We start from the raw sequence: 16,269 nt of genomic DNA on the forward strand, positions 1-16,269 counted from the left end.
GGCCGGGTGCAGGCCGCACCCATGGCCCGCCTGCAACAAAAAAGCAGGCGGCAGTCACCACAGGATTGGCCGAACAACCGGCCTTCCCTGCGCGATGGATTTAACGGCTGCTCCGTGCTCTCCCAGGGGACCGGGCTTGCTTGCCCCCGTCGTCGGCATCGTGACCGACCAAGACACCAGCGTCGGGGTGTCGGGACCACACGGCTTGACCGTCCGCGAGGGGATCGTTCGTCCGCACGCGAAACGCGTACTGCGACCCCGGGCGGCCACCGCATCTCCCGCTCCAGGGTCCGTGACGATCGCGAAACGCCCCTTCAGTGAGCAGGAGACGGCGAAGAGTGTCGATCTGATTTGCCCGACGACACAAGGCCGGATTTGCCCGACGGAATGCGACAAACTGGCACGACGGGCAGTTTGAGGATGGGTGGAATGCTCGCAAGGGTACGATCAGAGCAAGTTTCGGCCGGAGCCTCTCATAGCTTGTCTCACGGCTTAGCACATACAGCCACCAAATGGGTAAGGTTAGTAGATCAACTCAACCATATGTTGCGCAAGTTCGATACTGAAAATATGCTCGACCACCAGTCATCCTCCAGGACATTTTCGATGAACATGCGGTTCGTAGATTTTCCGCCGGAGTTGGAGCGCTTTAGACTCTTGGCCGAGAATGCATTTGATTCCTGGGCGCCGGGCTCCGAGATCGCGTATCGGCGGTTGAAGCAGGGCTTTTCTGGAGCGGCAGTAGTTCGCGCGGATGTAAGGACGCAGAATGCGACGACGGACCTACGGAGCGGCGAGTACATCGTAAAGTTCAGTGAGCCCATAAAGTGGGACGACCAAGAATCCGAAGATGTATGTCATGCAAGAGCACAGAATTTTTCTCCGAGGTTTGCAAAAAAGCATATTCCGCTTTTGCTGAAGGTGCGTAAGGTCGAGGAATTTACATCGGAACAGATCGAAGCCGCGAGAGGGGAGTTTTCCGCAAGCCAGGAAACTGCTTATCTTCCTGGTTATGCGGCCTTGTATGAAATCGCCGGTGGAAGTCTGTCCCGATTTGCGCCATTGGATCGGTTGGATGCGGATTATTTTTCCAAAACTGTTGCTAACATCTCCAAGGACCTTGCCGTAAGTTGGTCAAAGCCAAATCCCGACCGGCAGCTAACCGTAGCTGAGTTGCTAGTGGATTGGCTTGGTTACAGGCTTGATCATGAATCTAATGCGGGTTTCCGCAAATTTATAGCGGAACAGACGCATTCCACGAGGCGATATAGCTACGGAAATAGGTATCTGATTGATCCATTGTACTTCTACCAAATCTGCAGCAGAGAAATTAACTCCAAGATTTATGTAGTTGATGGATTGCTCCATGGTGATCTTCACAAGGGAAATATCTTAGTTCATCAGCGCGATCCGGCGGATCAACCCTATTGGATTATAGATTTTGCTCTCTCGAGATTGGGGCCAATTGGCTTTGATCAAGCCTATCTCGAAGTCGGTTGTCTGATTGAGCAGGCTGTAACGCTTCCTGCTGTGGAGTATCTCGACTTATTGGACGCAATCTTCCGCGAGGACAATATCTTCCAGCTCCACTCGACGTCCGCGCGGCAACTTGGTGAAGCCATATGCTCAATTCGATCTGGTCTGAGCGCGTGGTCGGATTCTGCTCAGCGTTACCGCAAAGACCATATAACACAACAACTTCAGCTTTCAAGAATAGCTGCGGGGATGAATTGGGCAAACAAAAGCGGCCTAGACACAGCGAAAAGGCTAGCGGCGCTTGCCTATTCATCGCTTGCTGCCGAGCAGTTTCTGAAGGAGAACTTTAGGTCTGTATATCAAAAGATCTGGACAGAACTAGAGGTGAGTGGGGCGGACTCTACAAGTATCCGTTCAGGATTATCTCAGGCTGATCACGAGTTATGGAAGCAATTAGTTGCTGCATCTAATCATTTTGATTCTTCATCGAATCGCTACGCGTTGGTTGTAGATCCTATTCCTTCGGAATCCATACCCCAGACGCTTGGCCCAGGAGTCTGGTCCGCCATATTTGATCTTGATCCACATTCAGATGACAGTGGACTTTACCAACGCGTAGGTAGATCGCTCGAGCTGTCAAGGGGCGTTCACATCTTCGACGACGAGTTTCCCTCGCTGGACTTTCGTCACGGTACTGCATGGATGATGGCCGGCGGCTGGGCTGAGAAAAGGAAGCTATTCGAAAGCGACCAAGAATGGAAGTACCAGCAGCGAAAGACAATATTGCGCTTCTCTGAGTTTCTAATCCAGAGCACGGCCCCCAGTCCTCTCTTCGTCTTTATTGTCGCAAATGATCGGGGAAATCGCTACCGGCTGAAGCAAATCGTCGAAGCGATCGATTACGCGTCTGATGGAAGCGCTTACTTCATTCTAATCGGTGGAGCAAAGGAAAGTGAGTTCGATATTCGACATGGGGTGGAGATCCCTCTGTCCGCAGCGAACTTCTTCAACTTGCTAGAGCGGCACACGGTCGGAGCATTGTTCTCAGACGAGCCCGATTTGCCGGCCGCGGACGGTAGTCGGATCGCGGTACCTTACGAGAAGCTTAGGGTTATTGAAGAGAATCTGTCGGTTCTACATTCAAAGATTCTTTTAGACGACGGAACGCAGGAGAATCTTGCGGCTGGAGCCTTCTGGAGGGGGAGGCCGGTCTCCTGGAGAGAACTTGATGCAGGAATGGATGTGACTCGTGCCGTGCACGCCGAGCTAATGGATACGCTGAGGAGAAAGCTCGATTCGTATAGCACCGAAACTCAACTTCTTTTTCACACTCCAGGGGCTGGTGGAACTACAGTTGCGTACAGGGCTGCATGGGACCTGCACAACGAGTACCCGACCGCAATTCTTCGATCTGCTACAAGAGGTTTGGCAGATAGGATTCGAGAGTTGTTTCAATTAACTCAGAAGCCTGTCTTGATCGTTGCGGAATCGACTGTTCTCACGGAAAATCATCGAGAGGAACTCTATCGATCTCTTCGGCAGTCGAACTGCCGGGCAGTTATTCTCTATGTGCGAAAGATAATCGAGAACGGAAAAACCCGGGCGGGTTTCGTTGTTCCAGATCCAATGTTGTCAGAAGAATGCCTGCTATTTGAAAGGTCATATGCGTCGCTAGTGTCTGACGATACTATCAAAGTCAAGCTAAGGCAGGTTTCCGTCGATAAGGCTTATGAGCGATATAGAATCCCCTTCTTTTTCGGCTTGATCGCGTTTGAGCGAGACTTCACCTCTGTTGATCGATTTGTTGATACTCATTTGCATGGAGTTCGTGGGCGCGTTGCGGAGACAATCGAGCTACTAAGCTTCGTCACGTTGTTCTCCGATTATGGACTCCCAAAAAGCCTCCTGGCGAGTGTTTTGGGTCTGTCGTCGACCACGGAGGCGCCCATAGAGGTGATGCTCGGCGAGGGGGTGGCGCGATTGCTTGTCTTGCGAGATAGCGGCTATAGGATTATGCACCAGCTTATTGCTGAAGAAGTGCTAAATTGGATCTACTCCACGACGGAAGAAGGGTGGCAATATCACCTTCAACAGCTGGCGCTTCGTTTCATTGAGACAGTAAGTCGGTACGCTGGCGCGGGTTCTGAGTTCACTCTCAACCTATTTCGTACTATTTTCATAGATCGGCAGGGTGGGTACGTCGATGACGTTAAGGATCGCCAGAAGTTCTCTCCGATAATCGAAGATCTGGACAGAATCGTGAACCCCACTCACGGGCATCAGATCTTCAAGAAGCTAACGGACGAATGTCCAGATCATTCTCACTTCTGGATGCATCGTGGGCGACATCACATCTATCGCCTGCGCGGTGATGCTGGCGTGGCTGAGATCTATCTAGAGCGAGCCGTGTCGCTGGCGTCAAGCGACCCCGTTATTCATCACGCTTACGGGCTCGTGATTCGGTATCGCGTTCAAGAAATGCTGCGTCTTGCGCGAAATAGAGATGTTCGAGACATATTAGATGAGGTTTTGCCATTTTACCGTAAGGCGGCGGAGCAGTTCACCTTGGCGAGGGAGCTGGATCCGGAAAATATGCATGGTTACGTCACGCATATTCAAATGAATGTAAGTGTGTGTGGCGCTATCAAGAAACTGACCGGCATGAAAAGCATAGCGCAGATAAGATTCACTTCATATGCGGATCTGGCCGAATTTACCGAAGGCGCCATGGTTGAAGCGCAGGCGCTGTTACGAAATGTCAGCGCTCTCTACTCTACACTAACTACGTCCCAGGCTAGGTACGTCGTCGTTTGTTCAAAGGCGATAAGGATTCTTTATAACGACTACGATGAGGCGATACGGCTACTCGAGAGGGCTGATGCCGGAGGGGCGGGCGGGGCTTATGTGCGGCGATCGCTGGCTAATGCTTACTTGGGCAGAAGAGAACGAAAGTGGAGCGCGCTATCTGGTGTTGAGATAAAACGTGTCGCGGAGCTAATGAAGAAGAATCTCGATGGGCCGGATCATCAAGATGACGATTATAGGCTGTGGTTTGAGGCTTACCGTATGTTGCCGGACTTTGATCCGGTTACTGCGCTGGATCGCCTTTCGGTTTGGAGTCTTAAGACATCTTCTTGGAGGCCTTATTACTATCTTTATGTCCTCACCTTTGTCAGGTGGCTCAATGGAGACATTGTTTCGTTGGAGGAGATGGAGAAGTTTGTCAGCCAGTCTAAGGATCGTCTGATAGGGCGGAGAACGAATTCGGACTTTTGGCTCGGTCGTCGATTTGGCAAATGGGCGCTTGTTCATGAGAGTGAACTGGGCGAGTGGGATAAAGATAACAAGGACCGTTACAAGAGGTTTTGGAAGGACCCATCGCCGTTAGCGTTCAAAAATGGTCAGATCGATAGCAGGATTGATGGGCCGCAGGCATCTAAAATCGTTATTGAGGGAGTGGTGAAGGCATTCTTCGTGCCGGGGAGAGCGTTTTCTGCGAATCGAGATGAAGGCAAGTTGGTTCATTTTTATATGGGCTTTAGTCCGGAGGGGCTCCGCGCTTGGTCGGTTGAGTACGGTCACGTAGCGGGCGGAAATCGGCTGCGTGAGACGGAGCGGGTCTTTAGTGCAGTCGAGCCGTATGATTCGATCTCTGATGCAGACAAAATGATGCAAGCAATAGCGCTGCAGAAGGCTCGAGTCGTTGGATTTATCGAGGACATTGTTGCGGCCGGTGCGTCTCGTGATGCTGTGCTTGGGGCCGAAGAAGTGTCCGCGCGGGTCGATGCGGCCTTTGGATTTCGGGATGTGTTCCGATCTCTAGGGTGCGCCTCGCCGCGCGATCTGATCATGCTGGCGAGAAATGTCCGAATTCGAGACACGAGTGATGGGGCGGTTGTCGGTTTGGTGGCGTCGAGCCAATCGAACTCTACAGCCGATCGCGTCGACAAATTCGCGGGATACATAGAAAAGACGTACGAGACGTCCGGCACTGTCCGTGTTCGTATCGAGAACGGAAACATCTACATTGCGCCGAGTTCCACTGTGAAACTGCGTCAGGCTGGGAGTGTCACGGTCATGTCTCCTGCTGTTGTAACGATTGCTACAAGCGGAGGACGTGGTGTCGTTCAAAGGATCGATCTTGTTGAAGATCGCGTTTTTTTTGAAGGTATTGGTCTTGTGGCTGCGCAGGATTTGATGGAGCTTCTGTGTAAAAGGTTTGTCGCATATTCGTGGGCTCAGCCGAACGAGCAGCAATTTCTTTATGGCGTCGTTCCCGTCAAGCGCTGTTACGACCTTCTCAATGTTGAAGGATTTAGCCAATTGTTTTCGAAGGTTGTGCAAGGATCTGCGTCGCTACGGGCTAGCGTGCATAAAGGGCAAGGAGCGGGGGCTCTGAACGTTGATATTGGTCGATTGTCGGGCAGCTCCAGTCGGCAAGAAATAAGTAGGAAAAAGAGGGGGCGGCACGGAGGACGTGCTGACGGAGAAAGTGGGCGCTCGGATGAAAATCGTGAGTTGAGGGAGCTTTGTGATGAAATCGTCGGAATAGTATCAGAGTTCCCCGTGGACGGAGTTGAGCTCTCGGACCTAGGAAACCGTCTTGCCGCAATCGATCCCCATTGGAAAAGTCGGGTTAAGGGGACCAAGCTGAAAAAGCTCATTTCGGTTGTCCAGTTGAGCGATGAATTAGAAGTCGTAAAATCAGGAGAGGGTCAGCGAGTGCGAGTTCTCCGTTCTACTTAGTGGGCGCCGGCTCGATCAAATTGCGCCGGACGTTGAGGCGCTGTGGCTTGCGACCGCGGCCAGTGCGAATGTGGACGTTCGGCTAGTGTGTCGACCGTGTATGTGTGTTTAGGGCTGCTCGTGCATCAACGTTGCGCAGCTAAATGGCTTCGGCTTCAAATAGGCAAGATGCCGTCCAAGCAGAATAGACTTAAGGGCAACTGTTCAGGCCTGTGGGTCAGGTAACCTGGAGCGGAGCCGTCGTGGGCGACGAAGGGTCCGGGCTAGTGGCATAGCAGTCGTAAGTAAGCTTAGAACTCGTAGGTCGTGCCGAGCCGCGGGCGGCACGAAAATAACCGCGCGTCCTTTTCGGCAGTGGATAGGAGCAAGAACGAGAAGAACGCGTCTAATCGAGCTACTACTCCACCCTCACCGCCAACCCCAGCGGCCCCCGAAACCCAAACCCGTGCCACCGCACGCTGGCCGCATCCACCAGCTCCATCTTCGGAAACCGCTCGAACAGCATCGGCAGCAGGATCGCGCCGACGGTGCGGCGGGAGAGGTGGGCGCCGGCGCAGTGGTGGGGGCCGTTGCCGAAGGCCTGGTGGGGGTTGGGGTCGCGCAGCGCGTTGTAGCGCTCGCCGTCGGTGAACAGGTCCTCGTCGCGGTTGGCCGAGGCCTGGATGGTCATCACGGTGTCGCCCTTCGGGATCAGGCAGCCGCGGATCTCGATGTCCTCCATGACAAGGCGTGAGCTCGCCTGGATCGGCGCGACCCAGCGCACGCCTTCCTCGAAGGCGGAGCGCCATTTGTTGTCCGCGCGGACGGATTCGAGTTGCTCCGGGTTGGTCAGGAGGCCGTAGAGGATCGTCAGCAGTGCGTCGCGCGGCTCGTTGATGCCGCCGCCGATCGCGATCTTGATGTTGGCGATGATCTGGCTTTCGGCGATCGGGTTCTTCGCGTTGACCATGATGGAGAGGGCGGAGGAATCCGGCTCCGCCCTAACACGCTCCATATTGGCGCGGATGCAGCGGTCCATCTCGGCATTGGCGCGGTCGCTGGCGTCGAACGGACCCGGCGTCCAGCCGAAATTGCCGGCGCCGTCGATCAGGGTCTGCGACCAGCGCTGCATCTCCTCGTCGCTGGCGTCAGGCACGCCCATGACATGGGCCAGGATGCGCGCGGCCAGCGGGCCGGCCAGCGCGGGGAAGAGATCGACGGTCTCGCCGCGCGGCAGCCGGTCGAGATACTCATTGGCGAACTTCGTGTAGAGCGGCTCCCAGACGGCTTCGATCGTCTTCGGCATCAAGGCCGGCATCATCGCCATGCGCTCGGTGCGGTGCTCGTCGTGATCCTTGCGCATCAAGGTGTGCGCGAGGAAGGCGCGCTTCATCGGCGTGTTCGGATCGTCGGACGAGAACAGCGCCGCATTGTCCTTTACATACTTGGTGTCAGCCGCCTTGGTGAGGAACGTCCGGCCGACCGACTTGACCCGCAGCACTGGCGCCTCGCGCCGCAGGCGTTGGTAGATCGGGTAGGGATCGCGCGTCAGCTCGGCGATGGTGATGGTCTCGTCCAGCGGAGCCAGTTGAGGAGCCAGGGTCGCGGTCGGCATGGGGCGCTCCTGTCGGGGATGCGGGCCAGCGCGTAGCCTGCTCGACGATAGTGGCCGCGACCGGGCCGTGCAATGCCGGTCCGATGCGCCTCGCAGGACGCGCGTCTGGTCTGAACGGCGTCGGACAACGCCGGTTCCGCGGCTGGCCTCCTCTCCGCGGGAATCACCCCGCCAGCCACAGCAACAGCAGCATGACCGCGGTGACCGCCATGATCACCGCGTTGCTGGTCAGGGCCGCGCGGGGCGGCATCCCGCCGTCTCCCGCAGCGCCGTCGTCTCTGTGCCCGATCATCGGGTGTGTCCCCCCACCGCGCCGGAATGCGCCTCGACTCAGCCGAATCGCCGGCCGGTGGCGAGCTGTTGCTTTCGAGGGCGCCCCCATTTGGTGATCAATGTAAGAAAAAGTGCAGAGCTGAGCGTCTGCACCCCGTCCGTTTGGCGTTGTCGGGCGACCCATGAGAGGGCGTATCGGGCCACCTCCGGCCGGATGTGCTGAAATGGTAATATGGTAGTCGGAAGGTCAAGCACGTGCGGTCGGCTCTCTTCGTCGACGATCATCCCATCTCCAGGGATGCCGCGCGCCGCGCGCTCGAGCTGGAGATCGAGGGCCTGCGCGTCGCCACCGCGGAAAACAGCGGCGCGGCGCCGGCGCTGCTCGCCGGCCGCGAGGTCGATCTCTGTCTCGGCGACGATCGCCTGCCGGACGGCGACAGCTTGTCGCTGCGGCGCGGCGTGTTGCTGCTGCGCAAGCCGGTGCAGCCGCTCCGGCTCAGCGCGCTTCTCGGCTCGATGGCAGCGGAATAGCGCGCATCCTCCTTTGATGTCTTCGTTGGGAATTGGAATAGCATGCACGTCACCGAGAGCTCCGTCATCGCCTGCGTCGGCACCATCTACCAGGCCGCGCATGAACCGAAGCTGTGGTCGCAGGCGGTCGAGTCGCTGCGGACGCTGTTCGACGGATCGAAAGCATGTCTGGTGCGGATCGGACCGGAGCGCGGGCCCGAGGATCTGATCGCGCCGAGCAACGACCCGGCGTTTCAGGAGCGCTACATCGCGGAGTTCGCCGACGAGCCCAACATCATCGAGCATGCGGTCGCGCGGGCGGAGGTCGGGACGGCCTATAGCGATCTGAGCTTCATCGGCAAGGAAACGTTGCGCGCGAGCCGTCTGTGGAACGACTGGATGGCGCCGCAGGACATGTATGGCGGGCTCACTTGCAAGCTCGCTGCGGCGGGGGCGTCGACCTGGTTCTTCGACGTGCAGCGCGGCCGCAACCAGACGCCGTTCGACGCCGCCGATCTCGAGCTGCTCGGCACGATCGCGCCGCATCTCACCCGCGCGGTGGAGATGTCGCGGCAGATCAGGATCGCGCAGCTGGTCTCCACCAGCCTGTCGCAGCTGCCGTTCGCGCTGATGGCGGTCGATGCGGGCTTGCGCATTCTCGCCAGCAACGAGGCGGCCGAGCAGATCCTGTCGGAGCGCGACAGCGGCCTGTCGGAGCGGCGCGGCGTGCTGGTGACGCCGGACCTCCAGAGCACGGCCAGGCTGCAGCGGCTCGTGGCCTCATCCTGCGCTGTCGCGCGCGGTCTGCCGGGTGTCGGCGGTGATCTTCTCATCGCCCCTGCGCGGCAGGCCGGCGATGCCGGCGCGCTGGCGATCTCCGTCGGTCCCGCGCTGGGCCTCGACAGCCCGACGATCGCGCTGGAGGCGTGCGCGATCCTGATTGCGCGCAAGGTCTCGCAGCAGCTGCCTGCGGGATTTGGCGAGGCCATCGCGCGGTTCTTCGAGCTGACGCCGCAGGAGGCCCGCGTTGCGGCCGCGATCGCGGCCGGCCAGTCGCTCAAGCAGGCGGCCGAGCTGATCGGCATCCGCGTGAGCACGGCGCGCACGCATCTCGCGCGGATCTTCGACAAGACCGGGACCAGCCAGCAGAGCCAGCTCGTCGCTCTGCTCCGGAGCGTGCAGGTGACGCTGCCGCGCAAATAGACGAGGGCGCCGCGCGCTCAGGTCATCAGGCTTCCGCAGGCCTTGGCGAGGGCGAGCGCGCCGAGCCCCATCAGCAGCAGGCTGGCGAGCTTGTTGCTCAGGCCGAGCACGCTCGTATCGAAGCGCAGGCGGACGATGGCGATCGTCGCGCTCAGGATGGTCCACCACAGCACCGAGCCGATGAACACGCCGGCCGCCAGCAGAAGCCCCGCCGCATGCCCCATCAGCGTATGCAGCGCCGCGCAGAACAGGATGATGGTGAGCGGATTGGCGACGCCGAGCCCGATCGCACTCGCATAGGTCCTGATGAGTCCCATACGATCGACCTGATGCGTCGCCGCCAGCGCGACGGGCTGCCGGCGCATGCGGATCGCGAACCACAGCAGGACGACGCCCGAGACGAGGCCGAGCACGAGCGAATTGGTTTCCGCCCAGCGCTGGAGGATCGCTCCGATGCCGGCGACGGCGAGCACGCTGTAGGCGAGATGCACCGTGGCCGCTCCCAATCCTGTCGCGAGACCCGCGGCTGCGCCCGACGTCAATGTCCGCTGAATGCAGAGGATTCCCATCGGTCCCACCGGAGCCGCCACCGTCAGCCCGACGCCGATGCCGGCGATGAGCGTCGCAACTGATTGAGGCAGGGACATCGTCGAGCCATCCGTTCGTTCCGGCTCGCTGACTAGCAATGCAGGGCGCATGCGGCGTCATTCATTTGACTGAGAGCATGCGCGTGCCGCGGCACGTTGGTGTCGCGACGGATAGTTCTGTGGCGCAGGTCACACGCGCGGCGGCGAACAGATGCGTCGCGTGGCTATTGCATATGAGCAAAGCCCGCAGCCGAGGGCGCGCCGCCCACCATCCTTCGCGACGCTCGCCTGCGGCGGACCCTGCGGAGTGCCGGGCGATATGCCATCGTCCGGCCTCACACCCATCCGCCATCCACGATGTAGTTCTGGTTCGTGCACGCGCCGCTGTCGTCCGAGGCGAAGAACAGGACGACGCGGGCGATGTCGTCGGGCATGATCTTGCGCTTGAGGCATTGGCGTTGCATCAACTCGGCTTCGCCTTCGGGGGTCAGCCAGAGCTTGCGCTGGCGCTCGGTGATGGTCCAGCCGGGGAGGATCGAGTTGACGCGGATGTTGGCGGGGCCGAGGTCGCGGGCCAGTGCGCGGGTGAGGCCCTGGATGGCGGATTTCGCGGTCGTGTAGCAGGGCATGCCGCCCTGGCCGAGCACCCAGCTCACCGAGCCCAGATTGACGATCGCGCCGCCGCCGGCGCTGCGCATGTCGGGCGCGACCGCCTGGGCGGCGAAGAACTGGTGCTTGAGGTTGACGGCCATGCGCTCGTCCCAATACTCCGGCGTCACCTCCTCGATGCTATGGCGGTCGTCGCGGGCGGCGTTGTTGACGAGGATCGTGATCGGGCCGAGCGCTTTGCGCACATTGTCGATCGCGGCGCGAAGCGCGGCGATGTCCCTGACATCGGCATGCTCGAAATGGATGCGCGCCTGCGCCGGCAGGCTGTTCAGCAGCGTCTGTGAAGCGTCGCGGTCGATGTCAATGAAGGCTGTGCGCGCGCCCTGGTCGAGGAAGTTGCGGACGATGGCTTCGCCGATCCCTGAGCCGCCGCCGGTCACGAGCACCGTGCGGTCGTTGAGGCTGGGATAGATGGCGGTCGGCATGGGACGTCCTCGCGATGTCAATCGGTGATGGGTGAGCGGCGATCGTGCGGCATGGCGGCAGCGCGCCGCCGTGCGGGCGGACCTGTCAGTAGCGGCCGCCGCTGCGCTCCTGCTGCTTGATCCAGTCGGACAGCGTCTTCGGCGCGGCGACGGTGGCACCGGAGCGCGCCGGCTTGGCTGCGCCGCTGCGTCCGCTCCGGGGCGTCGTCTCACCGGGCCCGCGCGGACGTGTCGCAGCATGCGCGCCCGCGCTGCCGCGCGACGCCGCGGCGAGCTTGTCCGCTTCCTCCTTCTCCAGCCGCAGCTTGCGCAGCCGCTCCATCTTCTCGCGCTCGGGATCGGGCGGCGGTGGCGGAAGCTCGCGCTGGCGGGCTTCCTCGGCCGAGATCAGCAGCGCCTTGATCGCGCCTTCGCCGAGCGCCTTGCAGGCTTCGAGGCGATGCAGGCCTTCGACCAGCACGAAATGATCCTTGTCGCGACGGATGAGAATGGGCTCGCGCTGGCCGAGCTCCAAGATGCTCTCCGCCAGCGCCTCGACCACGTCCGGCCTCAGCGCCTTGCGCTTCTTCTCGGGAACATGGATCTTGTCGATGGGGACGCTTTCCGGGGCGGACACAGTCGGGACTCCCTTGTCGTTACGCCCACGGCTCCTGTCGATCATGCCAGATCCGGCGGGCCGGTCGGATGATCGCGAGCGAATTCCAACAGCGGCGCGCCGCATCGCGAGACAGGAAGACGCCGGACGCGGGCGGATACCATAGGGACATTGCGCCGGCCTCCGCAAGCGCGGCGATGCGGGCCGATCGCGCAAGGCCTCTCTGCCGCTCCCGCATCGTTCCTCAGCTGCTCGCAGCCTGCGAGGCCGCAAGGTCCGGTGTCGCAGCGAGCGCCGTGCGCAGGTCGTGCTGCAAGGCCGCGGCGAGCGTGGCGGCTTGGTCGCGGAGATAGAAGTGATCGCCGGGAAACATCCTGTTGACGCAAGGACCCGTCGTCTCCTTGCGCCAGGCGCGCAACTCGGCCGCATCGACCTCGGCATCGGTGAGGCCGCCATAGGCCGCGATCGGAACGGACAACATGCGGCGCGGCTCGGGCGCGTAGGTCTCGCAGGCGCGGAAGTCGGCGCGCAGAATCGGAAGCAGCAGCGCCATCAGATCATCCTCTGCGATCACCTCGGGGGGCGTCGCGCCGAGCTCGCGCAGATGCGCGATGAACTCCGCATCCGGCGCGGCATGCATCGCGGGTGTTTGTCGCGGCGCGCCTGGAGCGCGATGGCCGGAGACGGCGAGAAGCGCGGGATGTGAGCCGTGGCGCTGAACGAGTCGATGACAGACTTCGAATGCGACGAGGCTGCCCATGCTGTGTCCGAACAACGCGTAGCGCGCAGGACGGTGTGACGCCATCGTCTCGGCCAATTCGTCCGCAATGCGCGCGATCGAATCAAGCAGCGGCTCACGCATGCGGGTTCCGCGTCCGGGGTAGTCGACGGCAACGATCTGGATGTCGGGATGGAAGAAGCGTTGCCACGCGCTGAACACGCGGCCACTGCCACCAGCATAGGGCATACAATAAAGATTAGTCGTTGCACTCATCTGTCGCTCATTGTGATCAGATCATTCGGAACGTCTGAGGGCGGCAAGAGTTGCTGGCCCTTTCACGCGTGTCTTCTCACGCGCTGTCCTCGCGTGACCTCGTCTTTGTTTGTTAAAGTTTTATGGTGGTCGCGCGCGACGTGGAGCCGCGGTCGGTTCAAATAAACGTTAGAGAGATTTTACAACCTAAAGTGTGTTCCCGCTTTACATTGGTATTGCGGTAGGGAGAGGCCTCCTGTATGAGGAGCGATATAGGATGAGCTAACAAGTTCGATCGGCTTCTTCCGCGATCGTTCGTTGTAGCTTGACTTGTGGCTGCTGTGTTGCGTCGCCCGAGGTGTCGGGGGCGTGTGTCGCAGCGGCTGTCCAACGAGGAGGTCGAACGTCATGCATGCCAATGCGAAGCCGAGTGCACCGGCCGAGGAGGAGTTCATCGTCGTCCTCAACGACGAGGAGCAGTACTCGATCTGGCCGGCCGGACGTGCCATCCCCGACGGCTGGCGCGCCGAGGGCGTGCGCGGCGCCAAGGCTGATTGCTTGAAGCACATCGATGAGGTCTGGACCGACATGAGGCCGCTCAGTCTGCGTCGCCGCATGGCGGAAGCTTCCTAGCGGCGCGGGAGGCCTATCTGTCGCTGCGCTCATCGCGAGACGCGGGCGGCAGTTTCTGGAGTTGCACGTCGGCCTGAGTGTGGTTGTCGGATGTCGGGCGTAGGCGAAGCTGATCCTGGTGGGTGGGTCGCTGGTCCGTGTAGTGCCTTGCGAGACGGCCGTTTGGAGTTGCGACCGAGTGGATGCGGTCGCGACGTGGTGATGTGCTGTCGACAAGGAACCCATGTCCGCCGAAGGTGCCGGCGGACGTCGTTGTGATGCGTTCGGCTGGGGACTGAGGCCGATGATGAGATCCGAGAGTTCGATAACGAGCCGCGCCGTGAGCACCGGTGCCGCAACGATGGTGGAGGCGCTGCGATCGAACGCGCTGATGATGCCGGAGCGCGCTGCATTCCGCTTCCTGCCCGCGGCGTCGGTGACGGCTGACATCAGCTATGCCGAGCTCGATCGCGCGGCAGCGCGATTGGCGGTGCGGCTGCGCGAGGCGGGACTTGGGCGCGGCGACCGTGTCCTGATGTTCTACCCGCCCGGGCTGGAGTTCGTGAGCGCGTTCTTCGCCGTGCTCTATGCGGGCGCAGTGGCTGTGCCGCTCGCACTGCCGCGTCGCGCGGGAGGCGGCGGCGCCATCGCGGCGCTGATCGAGAATTCCGAGCCGGCGATGGTGCTGACATCGGCGTCGTTGCAGGCGCGGCTCGATGGCCTGGTGTCGGCATCGGGCCATCCGCTGCCAACGATTGCAACGGACGCGCTTCCGCTCGATGACGCAGGCCTCGCGAACTTAGGTGAGGGCGAGCTGATCATCCCGTCGCCCGATGAGCTCTGCGTGCTGCAATACACGTCCGGCTCGACCGGATTGCCGCGCGGCGTCGCCGTCACTCATGGCAATGCGGCGCGCAATGCGCTTCTGCTCGGCCGTCAAGCCGAACTCGACACCGGATCGGTGTGGGTCAGCTGGGTGCCGCACTTCCATGATCTCGGCCTGTTCGGCAGCATCTGCACCTCGCTCTATCACGGCGCGACGGCCATCCTGATGCCGCCGGCCGCCTTTGTCAGCCGTCCGGTCCGCTGGCTCGAGGCGATCTCGCGCTTCGGCGGCACGATCACGATCGCGCCGAACTTCGCCTATGATCTCTGCCTGCGGCAGGTGGCCGAGGAGGACTGCGTCGGCCTCGATCTGCGGCGCTGGCGCGTCGCGGGCTCCGGCGCCGAGCCGATCAATCAGCAGACCATGGACCGCTTTGCGGAGCGCTTCGCGCCGTACGGGCTCGACCGGCGCGCGATGTGTCCGTTCTATGGGCTCGCCGAAGCCACGCTGCTCGTCTCCGGCGGGCCGGTGTGGCGCGGGCAGTCGGCCTTGACCGTGTCACATGCAGCGATGAAGCAGCGCGCGATCGGCGACGCCGAGACGGCCGACGATGCCTACAGTCTGCCCTCATGCGGTGTGCCCAGCCCGGAGCATCGCATCCGCATCGTCGATCCCGACACGCGGCAGCCTTGCGCGCCGGATGCGATCGGCGAGATCTGGATCGACGGCTCGACCACAGGCCCCGGCTATTGGCGCAATCCGGACGAGACCGAGCGCGTGTTCGGCGCCCGCCTGGCCGATGGCGAGGGCCCGTATCTGCGGAGCGGCGATCTCGGCGTGATGCGCGACGGCACGCTCTATGTGTGCGGGCGCATCAAGGATGTGATGATCGTTCACGGCCAGAACGTCTATCCGCAGGATGTCGAGCTGACGGCGCGCGAAGCCGTTCCCGAGATCACCGAAGCGGCCGCGTTCACGACGCTCGATCGTGCATCGGAGCAGCCTATCCTGGTGATCGAGCAGCCGCGGCGGGGCTGGCGTGATACCGCCGCCGTGCTCGAGACCGTACGGTCCGCGGTATCAGCGCGGCACGGCATCGAGCTCACGCGTGTCGTGGTGACGCAACATCGTCTGCTGCCGAAGACCTCGAGCGGCAAGATCCAGCGCTCGCGCGCCCGCGCGATGCTGGCCGACGGCTCGCTGCCGATCCATGCCGAGTGGAGCTCGGAGCTTGACGAGGCCGCGGCGGAAGAGCAGCGGCTCGACGCGGTCGAGCTCGTCATCGCCTTGAAGGGGCAGACGCGGCCTCAGCAGGAGCGGTCGATCGAGGACTATCTGCGCGACATCCTGCGCGACCTGGCCGGCATTGATGCCGACCAGCTCGGTCCGGATGATCCGCTGATGGCGTTCGGCGTGACGTCGCTCGGGCTGATGCGCATCAGGAGCAGGATCGAGAGCGACTTCATGGTGCGGATCGATTCGGCAAGGCTGTGGCAGGACTGCTGCCTGGCCGAGCTCGGACGCGAGCTGCACGCGCGTTTGCTGGTCTCGCCGCTGTGGGCCGAGGCCGACATGCTGCGGGGTCTCGCCATGGAGGTCGCCAGAATGGACGACAGCGAAGTCGCCCGCGCATTGGGTGCAGGCCAGGCCTGACCCTTGGTCTGACCCCTTGGCCTGACACTTTCCCGATAGTCACGCAGGACTATCCAAAGAGATCAACGATCGATCGCCGTGCCTGCCATCAATGAGGCAGGTGCGTCATCCAAAAATACAATTTTAA

At 61.0% G+C, this 16,269-nt stretch carries 11 protein-coding genes; 5 read left to right on the forward strand and 6 right to left on the reverse strand.

The genetic code is table 11. The features are described 5' to 3' along the window. The first annotated feature begins 606 nt into the window (after positions 1 to 606). On the forward strand, positions 607 to 6,222 hold the full coding sequence (locus ACVILH_RS12800) for a P-loop NTPase (RefSeq protein WP_456713200.1): 5,616 nt from the start codon (positions 607 to 609) through the stop codon (positions 6,220 to 6,222). Positions 6,223 to 6,619: 397 nt separating this feature from the next. Here ACVILH_RS12800 and ACVILH_RS12805 read toward each other — a convergent pair whose 3' ends face one another. Then, positions 6,620 to 7,816, reverse strand: a complete 1,197-nt coding sequence (locus ACVILH_RS12805; protein ID WP_456713201.1) for a cytochrome P450 — start codon at positions 7,814 to 7,816, stop codon at positions 6,620 to 6,622. Between the two features lie 163 nt (positions 7,817 to 7,979). Then, a complete protein-coding gene (locus ACVILH_RS12810) occupies positions 7,980 to 8,108 on the reverse strand; it encodes a hypothetical protein (protein ID WP_456713202.1) in 129 nt (42 codons plus the stop codon). Positions 8,109 to 8,344: 236 nt separating this feature from the next. Between ACVILH_RS12810 and ACVILH_RS12815 the strand changes: the two genes are divergently transcribed. After that, positions 8,345 to 8,620 carry a response regulator gene (locus ACVILH_RS12815; protein ID WP_456713203.1) on the forward strand — a complete coding sequence of 92 codons (276 nt, stop codon included), beginning with the start codon at positions 8,345 to 8,347 and terminating at the stop codon, positions 8,618 to 8,620. Positions 8,621 to 8,662: 42 nt separating this feature from the next. Then, on the forward strand, positions 8,663 to 9,802 hold the full coding sequence (locus tag ACVILH_RS12820; protein WP_456713204.1) for a LuxR C-terminal-related transcriptional regulator: 1,140 nt from the start codon (positions 8,663 to 8,665) through the stop codon (positions 9,800 to 9,802). 17 nt (positions 9,803 to 9,819) lie between these two features. Here ACVILH_RS12820 and ACVILH_RS12825 read toward each other — a convergent pair whose 3' ends face one another. The 4 genes from ACVILH_RS12825 to ACVILH_RS12840 all read right to left on the reverse strand — a co-directional run bounded on the left by ACVILH_RS12825 (position 9,820) and on the right by ACVILH_RS12840 (position 13,072). After that, positions 9,820 to 10,449 (reverse strand): LysE family translocator, encoded by a 630-nt coding sequence (locus tag ACVILH_RS12825; protein ID WP_456713205.1) that lies wholly within the window; start codon positions 10,447 to 10,449, stop codon positions 9,820 to 9,822. 275 nt (positions 10,450 to 10,724) lie between these two features. Continuing rightward, complete coding sequence (locus ACVILH_RS12830) at positions 10,725 to 11,483, reverse strand: SDR family NAD(P)-dependent oxidoreductase (protein WP_456713206.1); 759 nt, start codon at positions 11,481 to 11,483, stop codon at positions 10,725 to 10,727. 85 nt (positions 11,484 to 11,568) lie between these two features. After that, positions 11,569 to 12,099, reverse strand: a complete 531-nt coding sequence (locus ACVILH_RS12835; RefSeq protein ID WP_456713207.1) for a chromosome partitioning protein ParB — start codon at positions 12,097 to 12,099, stop codon at positions 11,569 to 11,571. Between the two features lie 223 nt (positions 12,100 to 12,322). Beyond that, entirely contained in the window at positions 12,323 to 13,072 is a 750-nt protein-coding gene (locus ACVILH_RS12840; RefSeq protein ID WP_456713208.1) for a thioesterase II family protein, read from the reverse strand. A 387-nt stretch (positions 13,073 to 13,459) separates the two neighbouring features. Between ACVILH_RS12840 and ACVILH_RS12845 the strand changes: the two genes are divergently transcribed. Continuing rightward, positions 13,460 to 13,684, forward strand: a complete 225-nt coding sequence (locus ACVILH_RS12845) for an MbtH family protein (protein WP_456713209.1) — start codon at positions 13,460 to 13,462, stop codon at positions 13,682 to 13,684. Positions 13,685 to 14,003: 319 nt separating this feature from the next. Further along, positions 14,004 to 16,142 (forward strand): AMP-binding protein, encoded by a 2,139-nt coding sequence (locus ACVILH_RS12850; protein ID WP_456713210.1) that lies wholly within the window; start codon positions 14,004 to 14,006, stop codon positions 16,140 to 16,142. Positions 16,143 to 16,269: the final 127 nt, after the last annotated feature.

It is taken from the genome of Bradyrhizobium sp. USDA 4353 (genome assembly GCF_054063215.1).

Coding starts and splice junctions, on each gene's coding strand:
- ACVILH_RS12800 (WP_456713200.1), top strand. CDS start 607: ATGAACATGCGGTTCGTAGATTTTCCGCCGGAGTTGGAGCGCTTTAGA.
- ACVILH_RS12805 (WP_456713201.1), bottom strand. CDS start 7,816: ATGCCGACCGCGACCCTGGCTCCTCAACTGGCTCCGCTGGACGAGACC.
- ACVILH_RS12810 (WP_456713202.1), bottom strand. CDS start 8,108: ATGATCGGGCACAGAGACGACGGCGCTGCGGGAGACGGCGGGATGCCG.
- ACVILH_RS12820 (WP_456713204.1), top strand. CDS start 8,663: ATGCACGTCACCGAGAGCTCCGTCATCGCCTGCGTCGGCACCATCTAC.
- ACVILH_RS12825 (WP_456713205.1), bottom strand. CDS start 10,449: ATGTCCCTGCCTCAATCAGTTGCGACGCTCATCGCCGGCATCGGCGTC.
- ACVILH_RS12830 (WP_456713206.1), bottom strand. CDS start 11,483: ATGCCGACCGCCATCTATCCCAGCCTCAACGACCGCACGGTGCTCGTG.
- ACVILH_RS12840 (WP_456713208.1), bottom strand. CDS start 13,072: ATGAGTGCAACGACTAATCTTTATTGTATGCCCTATGCTGGTGGCAGT.
- ACVILH_RS12845 (WP_456713209.1), top strand. CDS start 13,460: ATGCATGCCAATGCGAAGCCGAGTGCACCGGCCGAGGAGGAGTTCATC.